Source organism: Verrucomicrobiota bacterium, assembly GCA_016200005.1.
Classification (GTDB): domain Bacteria; phylum Verrucomicrobiota; class Verrucomicrobiia; order Limisphaerales; family PALSA-1396; genus PALSA-1396.
The window spans coordinates 1-24,079 of the sequence record JACQFP010000041.1; the positions used below are offsets into that span (position 1 = coordinate 1).

Below are 24,079 nucleotides of genomic sequence, written 5' to 3' on the forward strand. Positions count from 1 at the left end.
ATCAGGAGGCGAGCGTCATCAAGTTCGTCAACCAGATCATCTGGGAGGCTTACAAGGACCGCTCCGCGGACATTCATTTTGAGCCGGCGGAAGATGAACTGCGGATTCGGTATCGCATCGACGGCATTCTGCATCAGACGCCAATGCCGCCGCAGCTCAAGCGTTATCAAGCGGCGCTCATCTCCCGCATCAAGGTCATGTCGGGAATGAACATCGCCGAGAAGCGGCTGCCGCAGGACGGACGCATCAACGTCCGGATCAAAGGCGAGGAGATCGACATCCGCGTTTCCACGGTGCCGACGGTGTATGGCGAAAGTGTTTCGCTGCGTTTGCTCACGCGCGGCAAAATATTTCTGAGCCTCGACAAGCTCGGGTTTTCGCAGTTGGAGGAGAACGCCATCCGAGAGATCATTCTCAAACCGCACGGCATTTTTCTAGTCACCGGGCCGACGGGTTCGGGCAAATCGACTTCGCTCTACGCTTTTCTGAGCACGATCAATTCGGTGCACAAGCGCATCATCACCATCGAAGAGCCGGTGGAATACGAACTCAAAGGCATCAATCAGATTGCCGTGCGCGCGGACATCGGCCTGACGTTTGCGATGGGGTTGCGTCACATTCTGCGCCAGGACCCGAATGTCATCATGGTCGGGGAAATCCGCGATTTGGAGACGGCGGAGATCGCCATTCGCGCGGCGTTGACCGGTCACTTGGTCTTCAGCACGCTCCATACAAACGATGCGCCGAGCGCATTCACTCGCTTGATCGACATGGGCATTGAACCGTTTCTCGTGGCCTCATCGGTGGAGGCGGTCATGGCGCAACGGTTGGTGCGCAATATCTGCCCAAACTGCAAGGTCGAACAAAAGGTTGAAGCCGATTACCTGCGCCGGATTGGGTTTCCCGCGGCGGACATCGAGTCGGCCAAGGTCTGGCGTGGTGCGGGGTGCGAGGATTGCCGTCAACTCGGCTACCAGGGACGGCAGGGCATTTATGAACTGCTCATTTTGAATGAAGCTCTCCGGCCGCTCATCCTGAACCGCGCGGCGTCGTCCACGATAGCGCAAAAAGCGATTGAGCAAGGCATGCGAACCTTGCGCGTGGATGGCTGGAACAAAGTCAAGGAAGGCAAGACGACGATCGAGGAAGTCTTGCGCGTCACCCAAATCGAGGAGCATCTGGACGCGCTGGTGGATGATTCCAAGACCGAAATGTGGGTGAAGCCGTGAAGACCAAACGCTGTAATGGAGTGTTGGAGTGTTGGAGTGTTGGAGTTCTGCATTACTCCATTACACCACAACTCCTTTTCCTCGCCTTCTGATCATGGCTCGCTGGCATTCTTGTAACGTGCTGCACGTCGGTCAGGAAACCCGGCAGGTCTGGCAATTCGACGCCAGCAAGGACGATTTCGTTCTGGATCGCGAACAGACCATTCCTGCGGGCGCGCCTTTGCCGGACCACCTGATCGGAAAAAGCTGGCGCTCGCTTTGGCAACGCAAGTTGAACATCGCCTGGTTGCCGTCGGAGCGGGTCTTCCTGCGGGTGCTGCATTTGCCCGTGAGTGATTTTGCGGAGACGCTCGCCATCGTGGACCTGCAACTGGAAAAAATTTCACCGCTACCCGTCGCGCAGATTGTCTGGAGCGTCCAGGTCCTGCCTCAAGTGGTGGACAAACTCCAAACCGTGGTGGTTGTCATTGTCGCGCGCAGTCTGGTGGAGGAATTTCTCGGGCAGTTGGAGGGGCAGGGGTATCTGGCGGATCGACTCGAAGTCCCATTGCTCGATCAACTGCTGGCCACCCCAATCAGCGGCGATGGGGCGTGGATTTATCTTGGCGGCACCGGCGGAAAAACCACCGGCCTTGTCGCCTGGTGGTACGGCGGGGCGTTGCGGAATCTCGGCCTGGTCCATTTGCCGGCGGGCGAGCGGCGCGGGGACGTCTTGAAGGAGCAACTGGCGCAGATGACTTGGGCGGGGGAACTGGAAGGGTGGTTGACCTCTCCGCCGCGCTGGTTTTTGGTGGTCAATGATGCCACGGCTGCTGATTGGCAGCCGATCTTCAGCCAATGGCCGGATCAATCGCTGGAGATCGTCGCGCCGCTGTCGCCGCCGGAATTGGCCGCGCTGACGGCCAAACGGTCGGCCGAGTCCAAGCCCGAAACGAATCTAATACCGGTGGAGTTTCCGAAACGTTACCACCAGCAATTTGTGGATCGCCTGTGGATGCGCGGCTTGGTGGCGGTGGGGGCAGTTTACATGGTGGGAGTGGCAATTTATTTCGGAGCGCTGACGGTATTGAATTACCGTTACGACAAGGTCGCCAAGGAGGTGGCCGGCTTGGGGCGCAGTTATACCAACTCCATCAACCTCAAACTGCGCTACGAAGTATTGAAAGACCGGCAGGATCTGAAATTTGCCGCATTGAATTGCTGGAAAGTGACGGCGGAATTGTTGCCAGAGGATGTTTCGCTGGCCAGCCTCGATCTAAAAAGCGGTAGAACACTTACTCTTACCGGCACCGCGCCAGCGGATAAATTCGAGCTGGTGACCGGCTTTTACGAAGCGCTCCGCAAGACCGCCGTCAACAACCTGCCGATGTTTGATAAGGAGAAAAGCGTGACTCCGACCACCCGGCAGAATCCAGACGGCAAGACCCTCACTTGGAGCTTTAACTGCGAACTCGCACGCGCGGAGGAGAAATGAGCAGTTATCTTGATAAACTCAATCTGCGCCCGCAGGAACGCCGGCTGCTCGTCGCCGTGGCGGCCATCGTCTTTATCGTGCTCAACATCTGGCTGGTGTGGCCCCACTTCAAGGACTGGGGCCAAGTGAAAAGCAAAATGAGAGAAGCGCAAAGAAAACTCGAAACCTACCAGACAGAAGTCAAAAAGATTCCTGAATATGAAGCCCGCGTGAAAAGCTTGATGGGCGATGAGGCAGTGGTATTGCCGGAAGACCAGGCCATACAATTCTTGAGCATTGTCCGGAATCAGGCCGCCCAAAACGGGGTCGTGATCGTCAACAATTCCCGCGTCAGCAGCAGAACCAATGAAAGTTTTGTGGAACAGACGCAACAAATCAGTGTTCAATCAGGGGAAAAGCAATTGGTAAACTTTTTGTACAGCCTGGGGACAGGCAATTCGATGATTCGTGTCAAAGACTTGAGCCTGCGGCCGGAAGCCAACCGGATGTCGCTGGGCGGCAACGTTACGCTCGTGGCCAGCTACCAGCGCAATGTGGCGGCCAAGCCCACAGCCGCCGCGCCGCCGACTACCCAGGCGTCAAAGCCCACCCCAGCAACTGAGAAACGTGCGGCACCGCCCGAAAAACGAAGCGGCCCCACGACCAACCGCGTTGCCTCGCCGACCGACCGCCGGCCAAAGCCGACGGATAAACCAACCACCTCAACCAATAAACGATCGTGAAAACCACACTGCTTCTTTTGCTGATGACCAGCCTCGTTTTGCTGGCGCAAGCACCGCCGGATGGGTATCCTGCTGCCCCGGCCGCCAACGCGGCCACCATTACGAACCGTGACGAACTTCTGCGGCGCGCCATGAGGGATCGGTTGGCCGGCAAAACCAACGTCACCATTGTTCCGACGATCAACCCTACGGCGACGAATGTTCCAGCCAAGCCAACTGCCGCTCCCGCTTTGCCGACGCTACCGGCTGCCACCGCTCCTCAACCTGCAGCGACCACTCCGGTGCCCACGGCGCCCGGCGCGCCCAAGCCGGACGAGACGCTCGTGGCCATTCCTCCGCCGGGCGGCACCAATGCGCCCGTTAATCCAGAAGATGAAAAAGGGTTCGAAGCTGGTGTAATCAATTTTCCGGCAGTTGACATTGAGGATGTGCTGAAAATCTACGCCATGTATGTTGGTCGTACGGTCTTGCGCCCATCGGTTTTGCCCGCCCCGAAAATCACGCTGGTAAATCAAACCCCGCTGACCCGAAAGGAGGCCATTCAAGCTTTGGACAGTGTGCTCGCTCTGAACGGCATCACGATGATTCCGTCGGGCGAGAAATTTGTTAAAGCGGTCCCTTCGACGCAGGCGATGCAGGAAGCCGCCGCTTTCAGCAAGTTGGACGGTAGTCAATTGCCTGAAGCCGCGCAATACATCACCCACATCGTGCAACTCAAGTATGCCCGACCCAGTGAAGTGGTGCCGGTGCTGCAACCCTTCGCCAAGATCCCCAACAGCATCCTGCCGGTCGAAAGCAGTCAGATTCTGGTGATCCGGGATTACGCCGAAAACGTGAAACGCATGTTGGAATTGATCAAGCAGATCGACATCATCATTCCGTCGGAAATCATCTCGGAAGTCATTCCCATCAAGTACGCGCTGGCTGGCGACATCGCTTCCGTTTTGAGCAGCCTGACCACGGGTGGCGGCGGCGTCAGCGGAGGAACCACCACGGGCCGCACTGCGCGCGGACCGTCGGCTATGGGCCGCACGGGAGCGGGCGGCGTTGGCTCGCGAGGTGGCATTGGTGGGTACGGCACCGGGACGCTTGCTCCTGGTGTTCCGGGACAACCGGGCACGCCCATTGGAGGATTGGGAGTCAATCCCACCCAACCGGGCACTTCGTTTCAGCAACGCTTGCAGAACATCGTCAACCGCGCGCAGCAGGCGGGTGAATTTCAAATCATTGGCGAGGCGAAAATCATTGCCGATGAACGCACGAACTCCTTGTTGATCTTCGCCAGCAAGCAGGATCTGGCCGCCATCAAGGACATCGTTGCCAAACTGGATGTCGTCCTCGCCCAGGTGTTGATCGAGGCGATCATCATGGAGGTGTCTCTCGACGACACCCGCAATTTGGGCGTGAGCTATCTGGGAAATCCCAAGGGCAACGGTTATTTCAGCGGCGTTGGCGCAATCAAGAACCACAGTGACTTTTTGAACCTGGGGAACTTCGCCAGTGGCGGAACGAATGCCGCCGGCGGTCTTCCCGGCGGATTCAGCTACTTCGGAAAATTCGGCAATGACTTGGAAGCCACAGTAACGGCCATCGCTACGGACGCCAGGATCAACGTGCTGTCTCGCCCACGCATCCAAACTTCGCATGCGGTCGAGGCCCGGTTGAAGATCGGCGATACCGTTCCCTACGTCAGTGGCACTTATTTCAATGGCATCGGTGGCGGCGCCAGTTCCCAATACCAGCAGACTTTTGTTGGTATCGAACTCGACGTTTTGCCATTGATCAACCCAGAAGGTCTGGTGGTCATGGATATTACTCAAGACATTCAACAGCTTGGGACGCCCACGATTATTGATGGGAATCCTGTACCGACCACCACGCAGCGGAGTGCCTCTGCAAAGGTATCGGTGAGGGATCGTGAAACTATCATCCTGGGTGGATTCATTAGTTCCACGAAGAGTAACTCCAAATCCGGTGTCCCGTTGCTTAAGGACATCCCTCTGCTCGGTTATCTGTTTCGCAGCACCAGCGATTCAACCAAGCGGGTCGAGTTGGTGGTATTGATGCGTCCGACGGTTTTGCCCACGCCCGAAGCGGCGGCGTTGCAGGCTACCGTGGAGCAGGAAAAATTGCCCGGGGTCAGAAAAGCTGAAGCCGAATTCAAAGCCGATGAGACCAGACGCTTGAAACAGGCGGAAAAGGACACCTTCAAAGAGTAATCGGTCCGACGGTTGAAATTCCAAATGACAGCGTCCGAACTAATCTTACATCAGCTCAGGAGATCTTTTTTTCGTTCGGCACCGGCAGTTGCATTGTCATTCGTCCTGTATTGCCAGCCACGGGCGTACGCGGCAGGGACCGTCACCAACTGCACTTCCATCGATTTGCTGACGGCTCTGAGTGGCGGCGGGCTGGTGACGTTCGCTTGCAGCGGCACCATCAACCTCACCAACAGCCTCACCATCACAAACGACACCGTGCTGGATGGCAACAGTCACGCGGTGATCATCAGCGGCTTGGGTGGCATTAATGCCGTGCGCGTGTTCAACGTAAACACCGGAGTCAACTTCACCATCGCCAACCTGACCCTAGCCAACGGCAAGAGCACGAACGGCGGCGCAATTTTCAACAACGGCGGCAGCGTGGTGGCCACCGATTGCATTTTTGCCGGCAACACGGCCATTGGCATTGACGGCTTTGCCGGCGCGGATGGTAAGAGTCACCCGGACGCAGGCGCCAATGGGGTCCATGGCGGTGCTGGCGGTGTGGGTCTGGGCGGCGCGATTTACAATCTGGGTGAAATTTCGCTGAGTCGCTGTTCATTTCAAACCAACAGTGCCACCGGTGGCGATGGTGGCAGCGGTGGCAATGGCGGCGATGGCGGTTCGCAGGGTGGCGATGGCGCGAATGGTGGCGACGGCGGCAATGGCTTTGGCGGCGCCATCTACAGCGTGGGAGGAGTCTTCGCGACCAATTGTTCTTTTGCGAACAACTCCGCCGTTGGTGGGAATGGCGGCGCGGGTGGCAGTGGCGGCAGTGGCACATTTCCCGGCTTCAATGGGAGCGGTGGTGCCGGGGCTTCAGCGGCGGGAGCAGGACTTTATTCTCTTGGCCCTTCCACGATTTTGAGTTCCACGTTTTCAGACAACAGCGCGCGCGGCGGGAACAGCGCGACCGCGGGTCAGGCGAACAACGGCAACGGACTCGACGGTCAGCGTGGTGGTGAGAGCCTGGGCGGAGGCATTTGCAATCTCGGCAACGGCGCCATCACTAATTGCACCTTCTACGCGAACCAAGCCACGGGCGGCGACGGCGGCGACGGTGGTGATGGTGGTGTGGGCGGCGACGGTGGCAATGGCGGTCCGGCCTCGGGTGGCGGATTTTACAATGCCGGTTTCGCCCTGGCGAACTATTGCACTTTTTCGAGTGGGAGCGCCCTCGGTGGTGCCAAAGGATTGGCGGGCAGCGGGACGTTCTCCGGAAGCGACGGCAGCAATGGCGCAAAACGCGGCGGCAACGTGGCGCGAAACAGCGGCAGTTTCACGTTGAAGAACACGATTATTGCCAACAGCGTGTCCGGCAACAACGGGTTCGGAACTTTCGTGGATGCCGGGCACAACCTCAGTTCGGACAACAGTATCAGCCTTGCCGCCGCCGGAAGTTTGAAGAACACCGACGCCAAACTCGGTGTCCTCACTGACCTTGGTGGTTTCACGCGGATCGTTCCGCTGCTGACGCTCAGTCCGGCCATTGATGCCGCCGACGCTTCTGACTGTCCAGCCGTTGATCAGCGCGACAAGCCGCGTCCGATCGGAATCAATTGCGATATTGGGGCCTACGAATTTGAGCCGACTTTCAGTGTCCAGGGACGACTCACCGAAGGAACAAATGGCGTAGGAGGCGTAACCGTTGCCACCGGGACATTCTCCGGCGTTTCGGATACGAACGGCAATTACCTCATCAGTAATCTGATCTCGAACAGCTACACGGTGACACCCGACCCGGTCGGAACCGGGTTTACTCCGTCCAATCAGGTTGTCACCTTGGGGCCGAGCGTCAGCAACATCAACTTCGTTCTCAACCGCGTGCAAATCACGGCCATCGCATCAACCACCTACGGCCAGTTCAAACTCTCCTTTCTGGGCGGTCCGAGCCGGACCTATCTGATTCAAGCTTCCACCAACCTGCTGTCATGGCAGACCATCTCCACCAACATCTCGCAAACGAACGGCGGGTTTCAATTCAACGATGTCGTGGCGACGAATTTCCCGCGGCGTTTTTATCGGACGGCGACGCCGTAAACAGCGACAAGAATTCTCCTGGTGATGATCTTCTTGTGGAACGCCTGGAAACGGTCGCGCCCTTCAGGCACGGCGAAACCCTGTCTGCCATGCCATCACGGGTTCAAAATCGGCAAGGACCATTGTGTCTGGAGTATTGCGCAGCAGCGGCGGCTTGCATGGTGGTTGGTGGCAACCTCGCCCGGCAGCCGCTGGCGAGATCAGCGCCAGCCGGAAAGCGAACTGAACCAAGCCCGTGGCGGTGGCAACCATCGGGGGCAGCACCGGAATCGCCTAGCGCGCCCAAGCCGCAACCGAAGCGGAGCGCGGAATTTATTCCGCTGCGACTCTCGCCCCGCTGTACCGCCTGGAAAGTTCGGCGCGCTCGAACCGTCGGACGTTGAAGCGGAATAAATTCCGCGCGCCACAATCTTCGCAAGATGTGACGATGTTGCGAGATACCGTTGCAAAGCGCACAACAAAGCCCCGGCTTTCTGCTAGACGCCTCCTTCCGCCGTGTTAGACTGTATTCGGTATGTCAACCCATGCTCCAGCAGCACCACAAAAGATCAACCTCCGTCGCCCGGACGTCATGGCGGCGGTCCAGGCCCAGGTCTTGTCGCATTATCGCAGCGAACTGGTGGAACGCATCCGCGCCAATGGCTACGTCCTCTCGGCGGACGGTTTGTTGACCGTTAAGTTGGCGAAGGAATTTGGCTTCTGTTACGGCGTCGAACGCGCCATTGACCTCGCCTACGCCGCGCGCAAATCTTTTCCGCCTGAGAAACGCATCTTTCTGCTCGGCGAAATCATTCACAACCCCGAGGTCAACGATCAAATCCGCAACCTCGGCATCAAGACCATCTCCAACAAACCGACGGACGAGGAGATGAACCAACTGCGCCGCGAGGACGTCGTCATCATTCCCGCCTTTGGCACGGAAGTCGCCACGCGCCGCAAGCTGGAAGAGAAGGGTTGCGTGCTCGTGGACACCACCTGCGGCGACGTGATGAGCGTGTGGAAGCGCGTCCGTCAATACACCAAGGACAAAGTCACCAGCATCATCCACGGCAAGGCGTGGCACGAGGAAACCAAGGCGACGAGTTCGCAGGCGACGGCGAACGGTGGCGGGCATTACCTCGTGGTATTCACGCTCGCGGAGACGGATTACGTCTGCAATTACATCGTCAACGGCGGCAATCGCGCCGAGTTCCTCGAAAAATTCAAAGGCGCATATTCCGAGGGCTTTGATCCTGATCTTCATTTGCAGGCCATCGGCGTGGCCAATCAAACCACCATGTTGCGCGGTGAAACCGAGGAGGTGCAACACCGATTGAAGGCCGCCATGATCAGGAAATACGGCGAGGCGGAGATCGACAAGCATTTTCGCTTTTTCGACACGATCTGTGGCGCGACGCAGGACCGCCAGGATGCGTTGCAAAAGCTGTTGCAGGAACCACTCGACCTGTTGCTGGTCATTGGCGGGTACAACTCCTCCAACACGTCGCACCTGGCGGAAATGGGCGAGGCGAAACTCCCAACGTATTTTGTCAAGAATGCCGCCAAGATGGAATCCGACAAATTGATCAAACACTACGACCAGCACAAAAGTCAGGAGGTCGAAACGCGCGACTGGCTGCCGGCGGGCAAGATCACCGTCGGCGTCACGGCCGGGGCTTCCTGTCCGAACAACCTGATCGAGGATACCATCCGCCGACTGTTCGAACTACGCGGAGTTTCCGTCCGCGAGTTATTGGCGAACTGACCTTGCGCCGTGGCCCGGATTCTCCAACTGGCACTCCGCATTTGAAACAATGCCCCGCACGCGCGAACAACTCGAACAGATCGAACGACAAAACCTCGCGCCTTACGCCCAGTTCAGCGCCGACACCCGCGGCCGGATCTATGACGAACCGCCGCCAAAATGGCGCACTCAATACCAACGCGACCGCGACCGCGTCATTCACTCACGCGCGTTTCGCCGGCTCGAATACAAGACGCAGGTTTTTCTGAACGGCACGGGTGATCATTTGCGGACGCGGCTCACGCACACAATGGAAGTCGCGGCCATTGCCCGCAACATCGCCCGCGCCTTGAAGCTGAATGAAGACCTCGCGGAGACGCTGGCGTTGGCACACGACCTCGGCCATTCGCCGTTCGGCCACAAAGGCGAAATGGTTTTGAACAAGCTCATGAAGGGCCACGGTGGCTTCGAGCACAACCGACAAAGCCTGCGCGTCGTCGAGGAATTGGAACAGAAATATCCCGGCTTCGCCGGTTTGAATCTGACTTGGGAAGTCCGCGAAGGACTGGTCAAGCATCACACCAGTTACGATCATCCCGGCAAACGCAAAGGGTTCGACGCCAAATCCTCGTCGCTCGAGGCGCAGGTCGCCAATCTTTCCGATGAGATTACCTATTACAGCCACGATCTCGACGACGGATTGGATTCGGAACTGTTATCGGAAAGAAAACTCAGTCGCGATGTCCGCATCTGGCATCACGCCGCGCGCAAGGTAAAAAAAGAACATGGCGATTTACCGGACGAATGCCGCCGCTACTTCATCATTCGCTGCCTCATCGATGAGCAGGTCACGGACGTGGTGGAAACCACCGAGCAACGAATTCTCGATGCCAAAGTCAAAACTGCCGACGATGTGCGGTTGCAACCGAAACCGCTGGTCCAATACAGCCCGAAACGGCGCGAACTCAATCTGGAACTGCGCGATTATCTTTACGAAAACTTGTATTTCAATCCCGTGGTGCACGAGCCGAATTCGCGCGCGGTGCGGATGCTGGAGGAATTGTTCAATTATTACCTGGAACACCCGAAGGAAATTGGCGGGCAGGCGCAGAAGCGCGCACGCAAAGCCGGCCGCCACCGCGCCATTTGCGATTACATCGCTGGCATGACCGACCGCTACACCATCCTGGAGCACCAACGGTTGTTTGGCTTGAAGATTTGAAATCGCTGGAGTCCAAGCTTCAGCTTGTTTTTTGCACCGTAGCGCGAACCCGGACAAGCTGAAGCTTGAACTCCAACCTCGACTTCACCTTTCGGCCAACAACTCCTCAATCTTCGCCTTGATCGCGGCGTAATCCTTGTCGCCTTTCACATACTGGCCGCCGGGATGGATGTGGCGGATGACGCCTTTGCGGTCGATGAGAAAACTGACGCTTGTCCACGCCTGCTCATCGCGATCGAGCCACCAGCGGTGCAGCGTTTTCCAATCGGAATCAATCGCCACTGGAAATTTGAATTCGAATGACTCTGAAAACTTTTTTACATGTTCCACGTTCAGCGGCTCACTTGATTTGTGGTGGTAAAGACCGACCACCTCCAATCCTTTCTGATGGTAGTTCGCGTAAAACTCATTGAGCGCCGGCGCGGTCGCGGCGCAGTACGGACAGTCCGGGGCCGTCCACCAGCGCACCAACACCACCATGCCCCGCAGGTTTGCGAGCTTCAAAGGCGGCGAGTTCAACCAGTGATCAACCTGCCATTCCGACGCTTTGGTGCCGATGAGCTTTTCCGCCCCGACGGCACCAAGCGCGGCGAACACAAACATGGAACAAAGCAAACCAACCGCGAAACGCTGTCCAATGTTTGTTTTGAGATTGCTCGACCTCATCAATAATGCCATGTCGCAAGATACACCAAACCCGGATCACGGGCTTGCGCGCGGTTGGATGGTAATCTTGTTGTCCTTGACTTCGAGGCTTTCGATTTTACGGATTGTCTCCGCATTCTTCGGATCGCGATAGACATCCTTCGCCAGGTTTTCATTTCTCAACCGGGCCATGAAAGTTTCGGGAAGCGGTTTGTTCTTCACCACGATGGAATCCGCAGTGACAATCAGAACCCCGTTTTGCAAGGACGCCTTGAACGAAGCGGCACCATTGAGATAGCGCCCCTTGGTGAATGGTATCCCGGTCTCGCCCAGCGGGATGCTCAACTGCCCTTTGATCTTGTCGCCTTCGATGGACACGTAAAACCTGTCTTTGAGTTGCTTGGTGTTCGTTCCATTGGCGATCAGCGCGTTGATCTCATCGCCGCTCAGCACCAGCGGCGAAACATTTGTTTTTTTGTCCACACTTTCCTTGAACGCAGTCACACGCTTGTCCAAAGCCTCATATTGCGCCGCGGGCATTTCCACCTTGGGCAACGCCATCGGGCTGGTATCGGTGTACGTGTTGATCAGGTTCTTGACGTAGTTGACGGCGAGCACAGCCATGATGCCGACGACCACGGCGATGACAACCACGGTCAGGCAACCGTAGAAAAAACAACCGCGGCGCTTTTTGGTCTTCGGAAGAGGAGTTTGTTGGTAAGTCATAACAGGGCCTTTGGTTTTGCAGGACCATGGGCCATTTCTCCGCGATAGACAATCCCAAATCGTTGCCGCAATTACCCCCGCCCAACCTCCGATAAGATTACTTCCTCGCCTTCTGCAAATAAGGCCGAGGATGAATCCGCGGCGGCAAGGGAATCGGCTTCGGCAGCGGCTCTGCTTTGGGAGGCGGCGCGCCGGTTTGGGATTCCACGACGTGAAGTTCCGACATCCACTGAGTCGCGCCTGGATTGACTTCGCCGATCTTGTTTTCAGGAAACTTCATCTCGCCCATGTTGAATCCACCCAATGGGCCTGTGGTCGCGGTGGGTTCGCTCGCCGGATGCTCGAGCGTTTGGGTGGTTGAGGCGGTGAGAAAGCACTGATAACCGTTGACGAGCCATTCGAGTTTGCCGGTCTCGATATCGACCAGCAATCCATGAACCGGTATGTTCGGGCCAATCAGCGGGCTGGACCTCACGACTTCCACGCCACGCAAAACGTTTTGTCGCTCGCTGGCAAAAAGACCAAAGAACTCGGTCAGGTTTTGCGGCAACTTGGCAGGATCAATGCCCAACGCCTGGAAACGGCTGGTCAATTCCATCACCGAAGTCTTGCGCACCAGACAATCGGTGTGGCCGATGATGGCGATCTCCCGCCCGCCCTTGACCGCGCAGGCCAGCGCCAGCGTGCGCGTCATCGAACTCATCGGATCGAAGATGATATTGCCCGCATTGCGCAACCAGATGAACTGCTTCTCCGGCACGCCGAGCACTTCCGGTATCAACGGATTCAATCGAACGTCTATGCACGTCAGCGCGGCAATCGGCAACGCGTCCTCAAAGTCCGCCGGATGCAAACCGGCGGTCTCGTCACCCGCCAGCGCGCGGTGATTGGCGTCAAGGATGGCTTCAAAGAGGCGCATGATGAATGTTTAAAACAGTGTTTGGTCATCGCCTGAATCAAGCAGGACCTCTGGCGGAGCGCTTTGAACTGGCTGACGGTTCGGAGCTGACCTGCGGAGGGTGTGGCTGCCAACCGTACCTGGCAAAATTAGCGCATCGTTGGCCATCGATCCGCTTCGGTTCGTTCGCTTGAGTTCCACGTGAGGCACGAGCTCTATCCTAGTCTTGCCCCGCCCGGAGGCAATCCCAAAACAGGAATTTGTGTCCATTGCGGTTGATCCCCGGTCAAGGCTTCGTGTTCTTTGCCGCCTCCCGCGCCAGCCGCAGCAGTTCCCAATAGGGCGGCATGTAGCCGCGCTCGGTGTTGAACTGCTCCGCTTTCTCCATCACGCGCGCTTGGATGGCCGCATGATGTTGCGTCAAGCGGTCCACTCGCAAGGCGGTCGTGGCGTTCATGCCTTCGGGAATCGGGCCGACTTTGCCAAACCAATTCAGCAGCACGCTCCACGCTTTCGCGAGACGCACCAGCGGCAGCAACCAGCGATTGTAATCCAAATTCTCGCCGCGCTCGGCGGATTCGAGCATCACATCAATCACCGCATTGTCCACGTGGTCTTTGAACAACGTGTCCGGGTCGCGCCATTCGGCCACGACGCACAGTTGCGGATCGTATTCGAGGTCGGACGGTTCCTGCGTTTCAAAATGCCGGACCCCCAACGCGGAAAGCCACGCCGTCACGCCCGGCGTGGAGAGATGTGACAGGCCCATCCACAACTTCACGCCAAAGGGTTGATAGGCCGACGATGCGACTTCCGAGCAAAACTGGTTGGTGGGGTCGGTGTAGTCCATCGCGAAGTCATAAGCGATATGTTGCTTAAGAGCGTTGCTCAATGCGAGCGATGCGGCTTTGTGCGGCAGCATCGGATCGGCCACGAGCGCGGGCAGATTGCTACGTAGTCGCAACAGCATGACGCGGAGTTTGGTTTCCTCCAAATACGCCTCGATGGAACGCGTTACCACTCCGCACTCGATGTGCGCTTCGATGACGGAGGCGCTCTTGGTTTGCTCGTCCACGTGCGCCAGCGCGATGTGTGAGAAGTTTCCGGGAAAATCATTGCCGCGCGCGATGAGCGCCGACGTCGCCGCGCCGCCGCGCGAAGCGAGAATGTCGCCGCTGTGAAGGGTGACGCTGCGCACCACGGCGGATGGCGCGGTGGACGGTTCGTTGTCGCAGATGATCAAGGGCTGGAGTTGGGCGCGCGGCGCTTGCAACATAACTTCCTCCACTGCGGCACGAGTGCCATAGAGCGCGCGATAAAGTCGCTCGCGCGTCGCAGGCGCGGTCATGCTCCACAGTTCCGACTGACGCTTCACGATGCTGCGGATGCGAGCCGACAATTCCAGAAACTCCGGGAGGCGTTGAGGATTGGCGGCCACCATCGGCGCGGTGTGAAAGAAGTTGGTTTCGAGTTGGTCAAAGACTGGCGCATCTGACGGAAGCGCGGCGGCTTGGGCGGTGAGTGTCAGTTTCTTGAGTTGTTGCAGCGATGCATCCATGCGCTCCGTCAACTCCTTGCGGTCGAGCGACCGGGCGTTTTGGAAATCCAGTTCCAGCACCGACCAAAACTGATCGCGATTCCAGGCGAAAGGTTGTTTGCCGGCGCCCAACGGTTTCGGCGGCGGCGATTCGGGAAGCAGCAACAGCAGATACAACGCAACCAACGCTAGAACGCTCCGAAATGAAATGCGCCGCCAGCGAGTTCGGCGGTGAGGTTGGTCTTGCACGAGCCGAGGTTAAGCTGACGGCGCATCTCGGTTCAAGCGCGCGGCAGTCGTTGCACAGAACCGCGCAAATGGGTAGCATGTAGGACATGAACACGCCCTGGTCGGAATTGAACCGAAGAACTTTTCTCAAAGCCTCCGCCTTTTCCATCGGCGGGCTGGCGCTCGGTCGTAGCCAGCTCTTCGCCGCGGAAAAGAAGTCCCCGTCCGCAACAGCCAAGGGAATGCTCGCTTCGGACCTGCCCAAAGGCAGCGCTCCGCCAACGCTGGCCTTCCCCCACTTCCCGGACCGCCTGCACGCCTTTGTCTGGCGCAACTGGCCGCTCGTGCCAATGGAGCGCCTCGCCAAAGTTGTCGGCGCAAAACCAGCGGACATTCTTCGCATCGGAAAATCAATGGGCCTGGCCAAGCCGCCGCGCATCACCGCCGACCTGCAGCGCCGCTCTTACATCACCGTCATCAAACGCAACTGGCATTTGTTGCCGTATGAACAGTTGCTGGAATTGCTCGACTGGACGCCGGAGCAATTGGCATTCACGCTGCGCGAAGACGACTTTCTCTACGCCAAGCTCGGCAGCCTCAAGCCGCAGTGCGAACCGCTGAAGTACATTCCGCCGGACGAAAAGACATTGGCGCGTCAACGCGAAATCGCCCGCATACTTCACGAAGAATTTCCCGCTGGCGTCGGCCAGATTGACGAACCGCTGTTCGGCTTTGTCACCAAACTCTCTGCGCCATCGTCCGGCTCACGCATCACGCATCACGCATCACGCTCCGCCTTCTCCCCGCGCTACTGTTATTCCTACTTCGCGCTCTACGGTGATCCGTTGCTGGAAACGGAAGCTGATCCCTTCCCTGACGGTTTCCTCGCGCGACTCGCTGCGGTGGGCGTAAACGGCGTCTGGTTGCAAGCCGTCCTCTACAAACTGTCGCTGTTCCCGTGGGACGCCAGCCTCAGCGCGCATTATCAAGAGCGACTCAAGAATCTACGATCACTCGTCGCGCGCGCGCGCAAACACGGCATCGGCGTTTATCTTTACCTCAACGAACCGCGCGCCATGCCCCTGTCCTTCTTCGAGACCCGGCCCGAATTGAAAGGCGTCGTCGAAGGCGATCACGCCACGCTTTGCACAAGCAATCCCGACGTTCAGAAATATCTCACCGACGCCGTCGCCTCGATTTGTCGCGCCGTGCCTGACCTCGCCGGTTTCTTCACCATCAGTGCCTCGGAGAATCTGACCAACTGCTGGTCGCACAACGGCGGCGCGAAATGCCCGCGCTGCGGCAAACGTTCGCCCGGCGAAGTCATCGGCGAACTGCACGGTTTGTTTCACGAAGGCATCCGCAAGTCCGGCAACGCAACCGAACTCATTGCCTGGGATTGGGGTTGGGCGGACAAGTGGGTGGAAGAAATCATCAATCGATTGCCAGCGGGCGTCGCCCTTCAGAGCGTCAGCGAATGGAGCATCCCCATCGAACGCGGCGGAGTGAAACAAGTCGTTGGCGAATACTCAATCTCCACCATCGGCCCAGGCCCGCGCGCAACCAAGCACTGGGAACTGGCCCGCAAACGCGGACTGAAAACCATCGCCAAGATTCAAGCCGGCAACACCTGGGAACTCTCGGCGACGCCTTACATTCCGGCCGTGGAAAACGTGGCGCAACACGCCGCCAATCTCCGCAATGCACACGTCGATGGTCTGATGCTCGGCTGGACGCTTGGTGGTTATCCTTCGCCCAACCTGGAAGTCGTTTCGGAGATTGGTCAGAGCGCCGACCTTACACCCGCGCAAGCGATGCAGAATGTCGCGCGACGGCGTTTCGGTCCGGCACTGGCGCCGGCAGTCGTGAAAGCGTGGCATGAGTTCAGCGTGGCTTTCTGTGAGTTTCCCTATGGTGGCGGACTCTATTCAACGCCGATGCAGGTCGGCCCTTCGAATTTGCTCTGGGAAAAGCCGAGCGGTTACGCCGCGACCATGGTCGGCTACCCGTATGACGACCTCGACGGTTGGCGCGCAGCTTATCCCGCGGACGTTTTCATCGGGCAATTTGAAAAAATCGCCGACGGATTTGATCACGCCATCGTCGAACTAAAGGCCGCCGCAAAGAACGTGAAACTCTCCAGCATCGAACAGCGAACGTTTGCAGAAGAACTCAGTGTGACCGAAGCTGCGGCAATTCATTTCCGTAGCTCAGCCAACCAATCCCGCTTCGTCCAAGCGCGTCGTAAGCTGGCCGATGCGAAGAACACGGCGGAAGCTGCGCCCGCGTTGAAAACCTTGGAAGCAACAGTCAAAGATGAAATCGCGCTCGCCAGGAAGTTGTACGAAATTCAAATGCGCGATTCGCGAATCGGTTTTGAAGCTACCAACCAATATTACTACATCCCGATTGATCTGGCGGAAAAAGTATTGAACAGCCACGACTTGCTGACTCGTTGGTTGCCAAGCCAAAAGGTAAAATGAGAACACTGGAAGTCGTTGCTTTCGTACTTGCTCCAGTTTGAAAGCGATTTAGCATCACATTGAATGAATCCCAACCGACATAGTGGACGTGCAATTGCCTCGTCGATGCCAGGTTGGAAGGGGCAGCCATGATCAGATTCCTCTCATCACGCCGCAGAACCTTCGCGGTTCTGCTTGTAGTCGGCTTCCTGCTTGGAGCCGCTTATCTGCTCTTGAAACCGGAGTCTCCTCGTATCAACGCGGGGGATTTCGTAGCCACCACAACCGCCTCGGTTGGCGTGCCGCCCAATGCGACTTTGATGGATAGAATCTTTATCACGTGGACCAGCTTTTCCCGAAGGTTTCGCCGCCCAGGTTCGGCGACTTCGGCCACGTATTCCTTTCCACCCAACGGAACTAATCTCTGTTCCATCCACGGGTTGCTTAACCAATGCATGGAGATTTCTGGCTCCCGCTACTTGATAGCCAACGAGGTCGCCGCAGGAACTGTCCTGTTTGGTCACACAAATGTGCTTAATGGCGCTCAGTGGGTAAAAGCCTTTGAAGATGCGTTGCGAACAGGAACGCCCGAATGGTTTGACCCCAAAGCAAAATCATTCCGCAAGGAAAAGCTCGTTTTGGTACGACATGATCAATGGACTGTGCTGGTATTACCAAAAGAGAAGGCATTGCAGTTTCAAGGACCCGCGGCCGCAAACCAGTCCGCAGGGACCATCGACAAGTGAGCCGGCAAGGCTGGACTTTCTCTGGCATGCTGTGCGACACGATTTATCCGCAGCCTTGTCTATTGTGTAGAACATAACTGCATGAAGAGAAAAACCGTCTTTGCTATTGCCGTAGGAATGTTGGTGGTCGGAGTGGTCACATTCAGGCATTACCAGCCAGCCGCGCCCGTACCACCACAAGGTGATTCGCCCTCAACGAAGCACCCGGTTAAACCGCGTCTGCCCGCACCGCGCATGCCAATTACTACTCCGCTCGCCGAACCGCAGACGGATGACTTGCAGTCCACCAACCTGATTGCCCGATTGTTCAATAGGGATGACGTAAATGAGTTAAGCCCGCAGCAACTCGAGGCTTATTTGAAATATAACCGACGGAGTGCAGCAAGCCTCCTCGCCGCTGATCGCACCACAGGCGACCGGACGTTTCTACGGGAAGCGATGGAGAAGTATCCCAACGATCCTCGGGTAGATTTCGCTGCGTGGTTAAGAAGCGAATCCCCCGAAGAACGCCGTCGGTGGCTGGACACTTTCAAACAGTCAGCCCCGGACAACGCGCTGGCGAATTACCTCTTGGCGCGCGATTACTTCAAGTCCGGCCAGAGCGACCAGGCCGTGCAGGAACTTCTGGCCTCCGGCAGCAAACCGATACAAGACTACGCGCTCGACTTTATCCAGAACAGCGAAGAAGCGTACCGCTCCGCAGGCTATTCGGATGCGGAGGCGAAAGCAATGGCCACATCCTCCTTGCTGCTCCCGCAATTGACCGAATTCAAACAAGTAGGTTTGAGCCTGGTGGATTTGGCAAAGGCGTACCGGCAGGCAGGCGATGAAGCGTCGGCGCAAGCGGCTTTCCAAATGGCGTCAAACCTCGGCCAGCGCCTCGACGATTCCGGAACGCTCACTTTGATTCAAAGTCTGGTCGGCATCGCCGTTCAACGGAACGTCCTGAACGCAATGGACCCGAACAGCCCGTATGGTGATTCGGGCCAAACCGTGCAAAACCAGATTGACGCGCTGAATCAACGTCGCGCGTCTCTCAACGACATCACCAAGCAAGCCCAGGCTTTGCTGCCCACGATGTCGGAGCAGGATTTGAACACTTATTTCGACCGGCTGAAGCTTTTTGGCGAGGCCGCAACGCTGCGCTGGGCCGTGGACAGATTTGGCCAGCAATGATTGTCCCGGCAGTGTACTAACTACTGCTTTTCCTGACATCCTTCTGAAATATTCCATCGACCGACTTGGGCGGTCTTCGTTAATTTCGCGTCGTGCCCGCGCCATTGCTCAAACTGGACGCTGTCGAAAAATCATTTTCCGGCGTTCGGGCGTTGAAACCAATCCAACTCGAACTGCCCGCCGGAGAAGTGCTCGGTTTGATTGGTGAAAACGGCGCGGGCAAATCCACGCTCATCAAAATTCTGAGCGGTGTCCATGTGCCCGACGGTGGCGTCATCACTTGGGAGGGCCAACCTGTTCGGTTTGGCTCACCCCACGATGCGCTGGTTGCGGGCATCGCCACCATTCATCAGGAGCTGGCGTTTTTCAGTCATCTTTCCGTCGCCGAAAACATGTTACTTGGCGAACCGTGGTCGCGCCGCCGTTGGGGCGGCGTGAACTGGAAACAGCTTCACGCTGAGGCGGAGCGGCGGCTTGAGCATTTTGAATTGACCATTCCGACCCACCGCTTTTTCAGCGAACTCAGTTCCGCGCAAAAACAGGAAGTGGCCATCGCCCGCGCGTTGTCGCGTCAGGCGCGGCTGCTGATTCTCGACGAACCGAGCGCGAGTTTGAGCGAGCCGGAAGTGAAGCGGCTCTTCGCGCATTTACAACGGTTGCGTCGAGCCGGCGTGGCAATTCTTTACGTCACCCATCGGCTCGATGAGATTGTGAAGCTGACCGACCGCGTCGCCATTCTGCGCGATGGCGAACTGGTCGCCTGTTATCCGACGGCGGGAGCCGACGTGAATCGCATGGTGCGCGACATGGTGGGACGTCCACTCGACCAGGTTTATCCGCACACACGGCGCGGCGTTTCCGGTCCGCCGCTCTTGGAACTGAAGTCGGCCACCTGCGCCGGGATGTTTCGCGACACTTCATTCTCAGTGCAAGGCGGTGAGATCGTTGGGCTGGCGGGTCTGGTGGGCGCAGGCCGTTCCGAACTGGCGCGGGCGATTTATGGATTGTATCCGCTCGACAGCGGCGAGATGCGGCTTAACACCCAACCGTGGTCGCCGCGCAACTCACGTCAAGCCGTCGCGAAAGGACTCGTTTACATTCCTGAAGAACGCAAACGTCAGGGTCTGGTGCTCGATCATTCCGTCGGTGCGTCCATCAGCATCGGCTTTTCTGATTTGCTCACGCGTTGGGGATTGATTCCTCGTGCAGCCGAATCCAAACGCGTGCAACGGGCTTTGGAATCGTTTGCCATTCGTAGCACCGGGCCAACGCAAGTGGTCGGCACATTGAGTGGTGGCAACCAACAGAAAACCATTCTGGCTCGCTGGCTCGACCGCGATCCCCAAGTCATCATCCTTGACGAACCAACGCGCGGCGTCGATGTCGGGGCGAAGGCGGAAATCCACGGGCTGATTGATCGACTTGCCGGTCAAGGCAAGGCCGTGCTGTTGATTTCCAGCGACCTGCCCGAGGTGCTCGGCATGAGCGACCGGGTCCTCGTCATGCATCGCGGCACCATCTCCACCGAACTGCGCGGCGAAAGTATGACACAGGAGAATGTGATCCTGGCGGCGTCGGGACTTTAGAACGACTCTCAAAATGAATGTCGAAAACACAACCCCCTCACCCGTCCTAACGGACACCCTCTCCCCATCGGATGGGGAGAGGGACGGGGTGAGGGGCTTTCCGGGCGTTCGGCATCTGCGACATTCTGTTTGCAGTACACTCTATCGGGATGGGAAAGGAAACCGTCGATGAAACAAAGCCGCTACTCGCGCTTCTTGATTCAACGGCTGATTTTTTTGTTTGCCGGCAACTTGCTCCTATTGCTCGCCATTCGTTTGTTGTTGAAGGAGGGCGGTTCATTTGCCGACGTGTTGCAACGCTGCGGTCCGGATGTTGCGCCGATCATTCTGGCCGGGCTGGGCATGACCGGCGTCATCTTCACGGGGGCAATTGATCTGTCCATCGCGTCGATCATCGTCGTGGCCGGAACGGTGTTTGGAATTCTGGTCCAGCGCGGTTTTAGCCCGACGGTTTGTTTCGGCGCATGTTTCGGTGCGGCTTGGAGTCTTGCCATGTTGAATGGCGTTCTGATTCGCAGTCTCAAGATTCCGGCCATCATCATCACGCTGGCGGGCCTGACGTTTTATCGCGGCGCGGCGCTCATTCTCGCGGACATCGGCATCCCGAACTTCGGCGGCAACATCTCGGTGCCGGACGAAGCGTACCACTCGCCCGGGAAACTTTATGGTGGATGGATTGTGTTCTTCGCACTTCTAGCCGCGTTGTTGTGGGAAGCGTTTGCGAAGACGCCGCGACGCTGGCTGGCGCTGGGCAGTTCGGAGGAAGCCTGCCGGCTGCTTGGATTATCGCCGGGACGCATCCTGCAAAGTGCATTTTTCGCGAGCGGCGTTTTTCTTGGCCTGGCCGCGCTGATCTTCGTGACGCGCGTGCAATACATCGAGCCGGCGCGTCTGGCTTTGGGGTTCGAACTGCAGGTCATCGGCGCGGTCGTGCTGGGGGGCACGAACATTTTCGGCGGTGAAGGCAGTTTTGCCGGCACGGTGCTCGGCGCGTTTTTTCTCTACTTCACTGCGCAAGTCCTCACCTACGCCGGTGTGAACCCTTATTTTCAGGAAGCCGTGACCGGCGCGATCATCATCGGCGTGATCGGACTGGACTGCGCGTTGCATCGCCGCCGTAAACTGCTGGAGGAACTCGCGTGAAGAAATGGCTTTTGCCGATACTGTTGCTGGTCGAAGTCGCCTTCTTCACAACCATCGGCGGAACAACGTTCCATTCCGCTGGCGAGTTCACGAACTACTTCAAGAGTTATTTTGCCGATCTGCTGACGCAATCGACGCCGGTGTTGTTGCTCGCGTTTGGCATGACGCTGGTATTGATGACGGCGGGCATCGACCTCTCCGTGGGTTCGCAAGTGGCGCTGGTAGCTTGTGTCATGGCCTCCTTCAAAAGCGGACCACACTTTTGGTGGACGGCGGTGCCGCTGGGTTTGGTGTTGGCAGCGGTGCTTGGACTGGTCAACGGTGCGCTGATTGCCCGGCTCGATATTCCACCGATCATTGCCACGCTGGGAACGATGATCTTCTATCGTGGACTCTGCTTCGTTGTGATGGGTGACTTGGAGAAGTCGCCGTTCATTGAGGTGCCGGGATATGAATGGTTCGGGAAATTCGTCGGTGTGGCGCTCGTCGTTGGAGCGGTATTTGTGGGGGGCGGATTATTCTTTCAACTCTCGCGCTGGCGACGGGAGATTTTGATGCTGGGGGGCAATCGTGTGGCCGCTCGTTACGCCGGCATCCCGGTAACGCGCCGCATCTGCGAGGTCTATGCGCTGATGGGCTTGCTGGCGTTTATTGCAGCGTTGTGTTTTACCGCTCGCAATAGTTCGGTAAGCGCAAGTTCACTCACTGGACTTGAACTGCAAGTCATTGTAGCGGTGGTGCTGGGTGGGACGCGCGTCCAAGGCGGCGGCGGATCGCTGGTTGGAACATTCTTCGGCGTATTGATCATCGCGGTTCTGGATGAGGGTTTGCGCGGCGCGGCGATTTGGGGCGACCAACATCTCCCGTTCAAGATCAGTCATCTGCAATATCTTCTGCTCGGCACGTTGCTGGTGGCGGGTGTGTGGCTTAACACTCGCCTTAATCAACGCAGAACGTAACCGCCGAATTTGTCGGCGGCTACGAGGTTTGTTACCATTGCTGCCGGCCATTGATCTCGGCGGGAGGCACGTCGGGAAACTCGTAGGTGATCGTCCAGTCGGCGGTGAGAGGCAACAGGTCAGCCACCCTCAGTTGTGATTTGACTTCGAATTGCACATTGATGGTCTCGTTGGATTTGGGTTCAAGCGTCAGATGCGCTTCCGCTGGTTTTATGTGGACCTGATCAGTTGAGTTGAATCGCGCACGAAATGTCATCGGCATATCCGTATCGTTCGTGATTTTCAATTTGGTGGCGGCACCGGGAAAAGTCACGTCGCCGCGAAATTTCCCTCCCCTGATCAGCATCTCCGAAGTAACTGCTTTTCCCTCGAGGGCGGTGCGCATGGTCTTGGCCATCTTCTCGGTGAGAACATTTTCATCCCAGATGCCGTCGAGAAAAAGATTGGCGATGCGCGGGCCTTTGTCGGTCATCGTCACCCACGCGACTTGATCGAACTCGCCAAACGCCCGACCGCGTAGTTTGCTGCCGCCGCCCGTCGTGGCGAGGACGATGTAACTCGTGTCGTTGCGCTCGAATTTGGTGTAGGTGTGCCGGTGACCGGCGATGACCGTGTGCGGGCGCTTTTTGATCATGGCTTCGACGGCCGCCCAGCCGGAATCCTCTTCGTAATCCCAAAGCGGTTTGTGCAGGAACACCAGCGTCCAATGCACGTTTGGATTCTCGGCCAACGCCTTGGCAACGTAATCCTGTTGCGCCTTGCTGATGTGCGTCGGCGGTGGGTCTTCACTGTCGAGACAGAGGAAGAGCACGTTTTGGTAAACGAAATGATAATAGAGCCGCCCAAAGCGTTTGATCCATTCCTCCTCCATGATCTTGTTCGTGATGTCGTGATTGCCGGGAAGATAATAGAATTTCATGTCCAGTTGCTCGACGAAGCCCATGAACTCCCGCCATTCGGCGTCAATCTGCGAACGGTCCTCGGTATGGCCCGTGATCAAATCGCCCACGCTCATCACGAACTCGGGTTGCAGCAGGTTGATTTTCTTGACCGCGTCTTCAAAGACACCGGGGCGAACGCCGCCGGTCCGATCCGTCACGACCACGAATTGAAAGTGAGTCGGGTCGTTGTTGGTGACCTTGCTGGTCCAGGGATTACCGGTCGCACCGACGGCCGGAGCAACCAGCCCATCGCTACGCTGCAAGTTTTTGGGTCGCGCACAGCCGGCGCCTCCCGTCAGCACCAGCAACACCAGCAGTCCGCTCAAACTCCACCGCAAAACTTTCGTGGGCATAAATCGAA

The 24,079-nt window shown here is 57.5% G+C and carries 18 protein-coding genes; 13 read left to right on the forward strand and 5 right to left on the reverse strand.

Annotated elements, in window-relative coordinates; all coding sequences use genetic code 11:
- From HY298_14690 to HY298_14720, 7 genes are all read left to right on the forward strand, one after another.
- Positions 1 to 1,229: type II/IV secretion system protein (locus HY298_14690; GenBank protein MBI3851503.1), on the forward strand; the 1,229-nt coding region annotated here is incomplete at its 5' end.
- Positions 1,230 to 1,323: 94 nt separating this feature from the next.
- Complete coding sequence (locus HY298_14695; GenBank protein MBI3851504.1) at positions 1,324 to 2,703, forward strand: hypothetical protein; 1,380 nt, start codon at positions 1,324 to 1,326, stop codon at positions 2,701 to 2,703.
- A complete protein-coding gene (locus HY298_14700) occupies positions 2,700 to 3,425 on the forward strand; it encodes a hypothetical protein (protein MBI3851505.1) in 726 nt (241 codons plus the stop codon). The genes HY298_14695 and HY298_14700 overlap by 4 nt, the downstream gene beginning before the upstream one ends.
- On the forward strand, positions 3,422 to 5,644 hold the full coding sequence (locus tag HY298_14705; GenBank protein ID MBI3851506.1) for a hypothetical protein: 2,223 nt from the start codon (positions 3,422 to 3,424) through the stop codon (positions 5,642 to 5,644). Before HY298_14700 ends, HY298_14705 begins: the two co-directional genes overlap by 4 nt.
- Before the next feature lie 93 nt (positions 5,645 to 5,737).
- The gene (locus HY298_14710; protein MBI3851507.1) at positions 5,738 to 7,726 is read left to right on the forward strand and encodes a hypothetical protein; all 1,989 of its coding nucleotides are present in this window, start codon (positions 5,738 to 5,740) and stop codon (positions 7,724 to 7,726) included.
- Positions 7,727 to 8,240: 514 nt separating this feature from the next.
- On the forward strand, positions 8,241 to 9,470 hold the full coding sequence (locus HY298_14715; protein ID MBI3851508.1) for a 4-hydroxy-3-methylbut-2-enyl diphosphate reductase: 1,230 nt from the start codon (positions 8,241 to 8,243) through the stop codon (positions 9,468 to 9,470).
- A 49-nt stretch (positions 9,471 to 9,519) separates the two neighbouring features.
- Positions 9,520 to 10,671: a deoxyguanosinetriphosphate triphosphohydrolase gene (locus HY298_14720; protein ID MBI3851509.1), complete on the forward strand. Its 1,152-nt coding sequence runs from the start codon at positions 9,520 to 9,522 to the stop codon at positions 10,669 to 10,671.
- 84 nt (positions 10,672 to 10,755) lie between these two features.
- On the opposite strand, the gene HY298_14725 is transcribed toward HY298_14720, so the two are convergent.
- The 4 genes from HY298_14725 to HY298_14740 form a co-directional block, all read right to left on the reverse strand.
- Positions 10,756 to 11,349 carry a TlpA family protein disulfide reductase gene (locus HY298_14725; protein MBI3851510.1) on the reverse strand — a complete coding sequence of 198 codons (594 nt, stop codon included), beginning with the start codon at positions 11,347 to 11,349 and terminating at the stop codon, positions 10,756 to 10,758.
- A gap of 24 nt (positions 11,350 to 11,373) precedes the next feature.
- Positions 11,374 to 12,042 carry a hypothetical protein gene (locus HY298_14730; protein ID MBI3851511.1) on the reverse strand — a complete coding sequence of 223 codons (669 nt, stop codon included), beginning with the start codon at positions 12,040 to 12,042 and terminating at the stop codon, positions 11,374 to 11,376.
- Between the two features lie 97 nt (positions 12,043 to 12,139).
- On the reverse strand, positions 12,140 to 12,961 hold the full coding sequence (locus tag HY298_14735) for a hypothetical protein (protein ID MBI3851512.1): 822 nt from the start codon (positions 12,959 to 12,961) through the stop codon (positions 12,140 to 12,142).
- A 265-nt stretch (positions 12,962 to 13,226) separates the two neighbouring features.
- Complete coding sequence (locus HY298_14740) at positions 13,227 to 14,726, reverse strand: hypothetical protein (protein MBI3851513.1); 1,500 nt, start codon at positions 14,724 to 14,726, stop codon at positions 13,227 to 13,229.
- Positions 14,727 to 14,947: 221 nt separating this feature from the next.
- Here HY298_14740 and HY298_14745 point away from each other — a divergent pair, with 221 nt between their 5' ends.
- The 6 genes from HY298_14745 (at position 14,948) to HY298_14770 (ending at position 22,777) form a co-directional block, all read left to right on the forward strand.
- Positions 14,948 to 17,188: a hypothetical protein gene (locus HY298_14745; protein ID MBI3851514.1), complete on the forward strand. Its 2,241-nt coding sequence runs from the start codon at positions 14,948 to 14,950 to the stop codon at positions 17,186 to 17,188.
- A 128-nt stretch (positions 17,189 to 17,316) separates the two neighbouring features.
- Entirely contained in the window at positions 17,317 to 17,913 is a 597-nt protein-coding gene (locus HY298_14750) for a hypothetical protein (GenBank protein ID MBI3851515.1), read from the forward strand.
- A gap of 234 nt (positions 17,914 to 18,147) precedes the next feature.
- Entirely contained in the window at positions 18,148 to 19,089 is a 942-nt protein-coding gene (locus tag HY298_14755; GenBank protein ID MBI3851516.1) for a hypothetical protein, read from the forward strand.
- 92 nt (positions 19,090 to 19,181) lie between these two features.
- Positions 19,182 to 20,675: a sugar ABC transporter ATP-binding protein gene (locus HY298_14760; GenBank protein ID MBI3851517.1), complete on the forward strand. Its 1,494-nt coding sequence runs from the start codon at positions 19,182 to 19,184 to the stop codon at positions 20,673 to 20,675.
- Between the two features lie 168 nt (positions 20,676 to 20,843).
- Entirely contained in the window at positions 20,844 to 21,818 is a 975-nt protein-coding gene (locus tag HY298_14765; protein ID MBI3851518.1) for an ABC transporter permease, read from the forward strand.
- Positions 21,815 to 22,777 (forward strand): ABC transporter permease, encoded by a 963-nt coding sequence (locus tag HY298_14770; GenBank protein MBI3851519.1) that lies wholly within the window; start codon positions 21,815 to 21,817, stop codon positions 22,775 to 22,777. The genes HY298_14765 and HY298_14770 overlap by 4 nt, the downstream gene beginning before the upstream one ends.
- A gap of 31 nt (positions 22,778 to 22,808) precedes the next feature.
- Here the strand turns inward: HY298_14770 and HY298_14775 are convergent, their stop codons facing one another.
- The gene (locus HY298_14775; GenBank protein ID MBI3851520.1) at positions 22,809 to 24,071 is read right to left on the reverse strand and encodes a metallophosphoesterase; all 1,263 of its coding nucleotides are present in this window, start codon (positions 24,069 to 24,071) and stop codon (positions 22,809 to 22,811) included.
- Positions 24,072 to 24,079 lie beyond the last annotated feature (8 nt).

Coding starts and splice junctions, on each gene's coding strand:
- HY298_14750 (MBI3851515.1), top strand. CDS start 17,317: ATGATCAGATTCCTCTCATCACGCCGCAGAACCTTCGCGGTTCTGCTT.
- HY298_14775 (MBI3851520.1), bottom strand. CDS start 24,071: ATGCCCACGAAAGTTTTGCGGTGGAGTTTGAGCGGACTGCTGGTGTTG.
- HY298_14700 (MBI3851505.1), top strand. CDS start 2,700: ATGAGCAGTTATCTTGATAAACTCAATCTGCGCCCGCAGGAACGCCGG.
- HY298_14745 (MBI3851514.1), top strand. CDS start 14,948: ATGCTCGCTTCGGACCTGCCCAAAGGCAGCGCTCCGCCAACGCTGGCC.
- HY298_14720 (MBI3851509.1), top strand. CDS start 9,520: ATGCCCCGCACGCGCGAACAACTCGAACAGATCGAACGACAAAACCTC.
- HY298_14715 (MBI3851508.1), top strand. CDS start 8,241: ATGTCAACCCATGCTCCAGCAGCACCACAAAAGATCAACCTCCGTCGC.
- HY298_14765 (MBI3851518.1), top strand. CDS start 20,844: ATGAAACAAAGCCGCTACTCGCGCTTCTTGATTCAACGGCTGATTTTT.
- HY298_14695 (MBI3851504.1), top strand. CDS start 1,324: ATGGCTCGCTGGCATTCTTGTAACGTGCTGCACGTCGGTCAGGAAACC.
- HY298_14730 (MBI3851511.1), bottom strand. CDS start 12,042: ATGACTTACCAACAAACTCCTCTTCCGAAGACCAAAAAGCGCCGCGGT.
- HY298_14735 (MBI3851512.1), bottom strand. CDS start 12,961: ATGCGCCTCTTTGAAGCCATCCTTGACGCCAATCACCGCGCGCTGGCG.
- HY298_14725 (MBI3851510.1), bottom strand. CDS start 11,349: ATGGCATTATTGATGAGGTCGAGCAATCTCAAAACAAACATTGGACAG.
- HY298_14755 (MBI3851516.1), top strand. CDS start 18,148: ATGCCAATTACTACTCCGCTCGCCGAACCGCAGACGGATGACTTGCAG.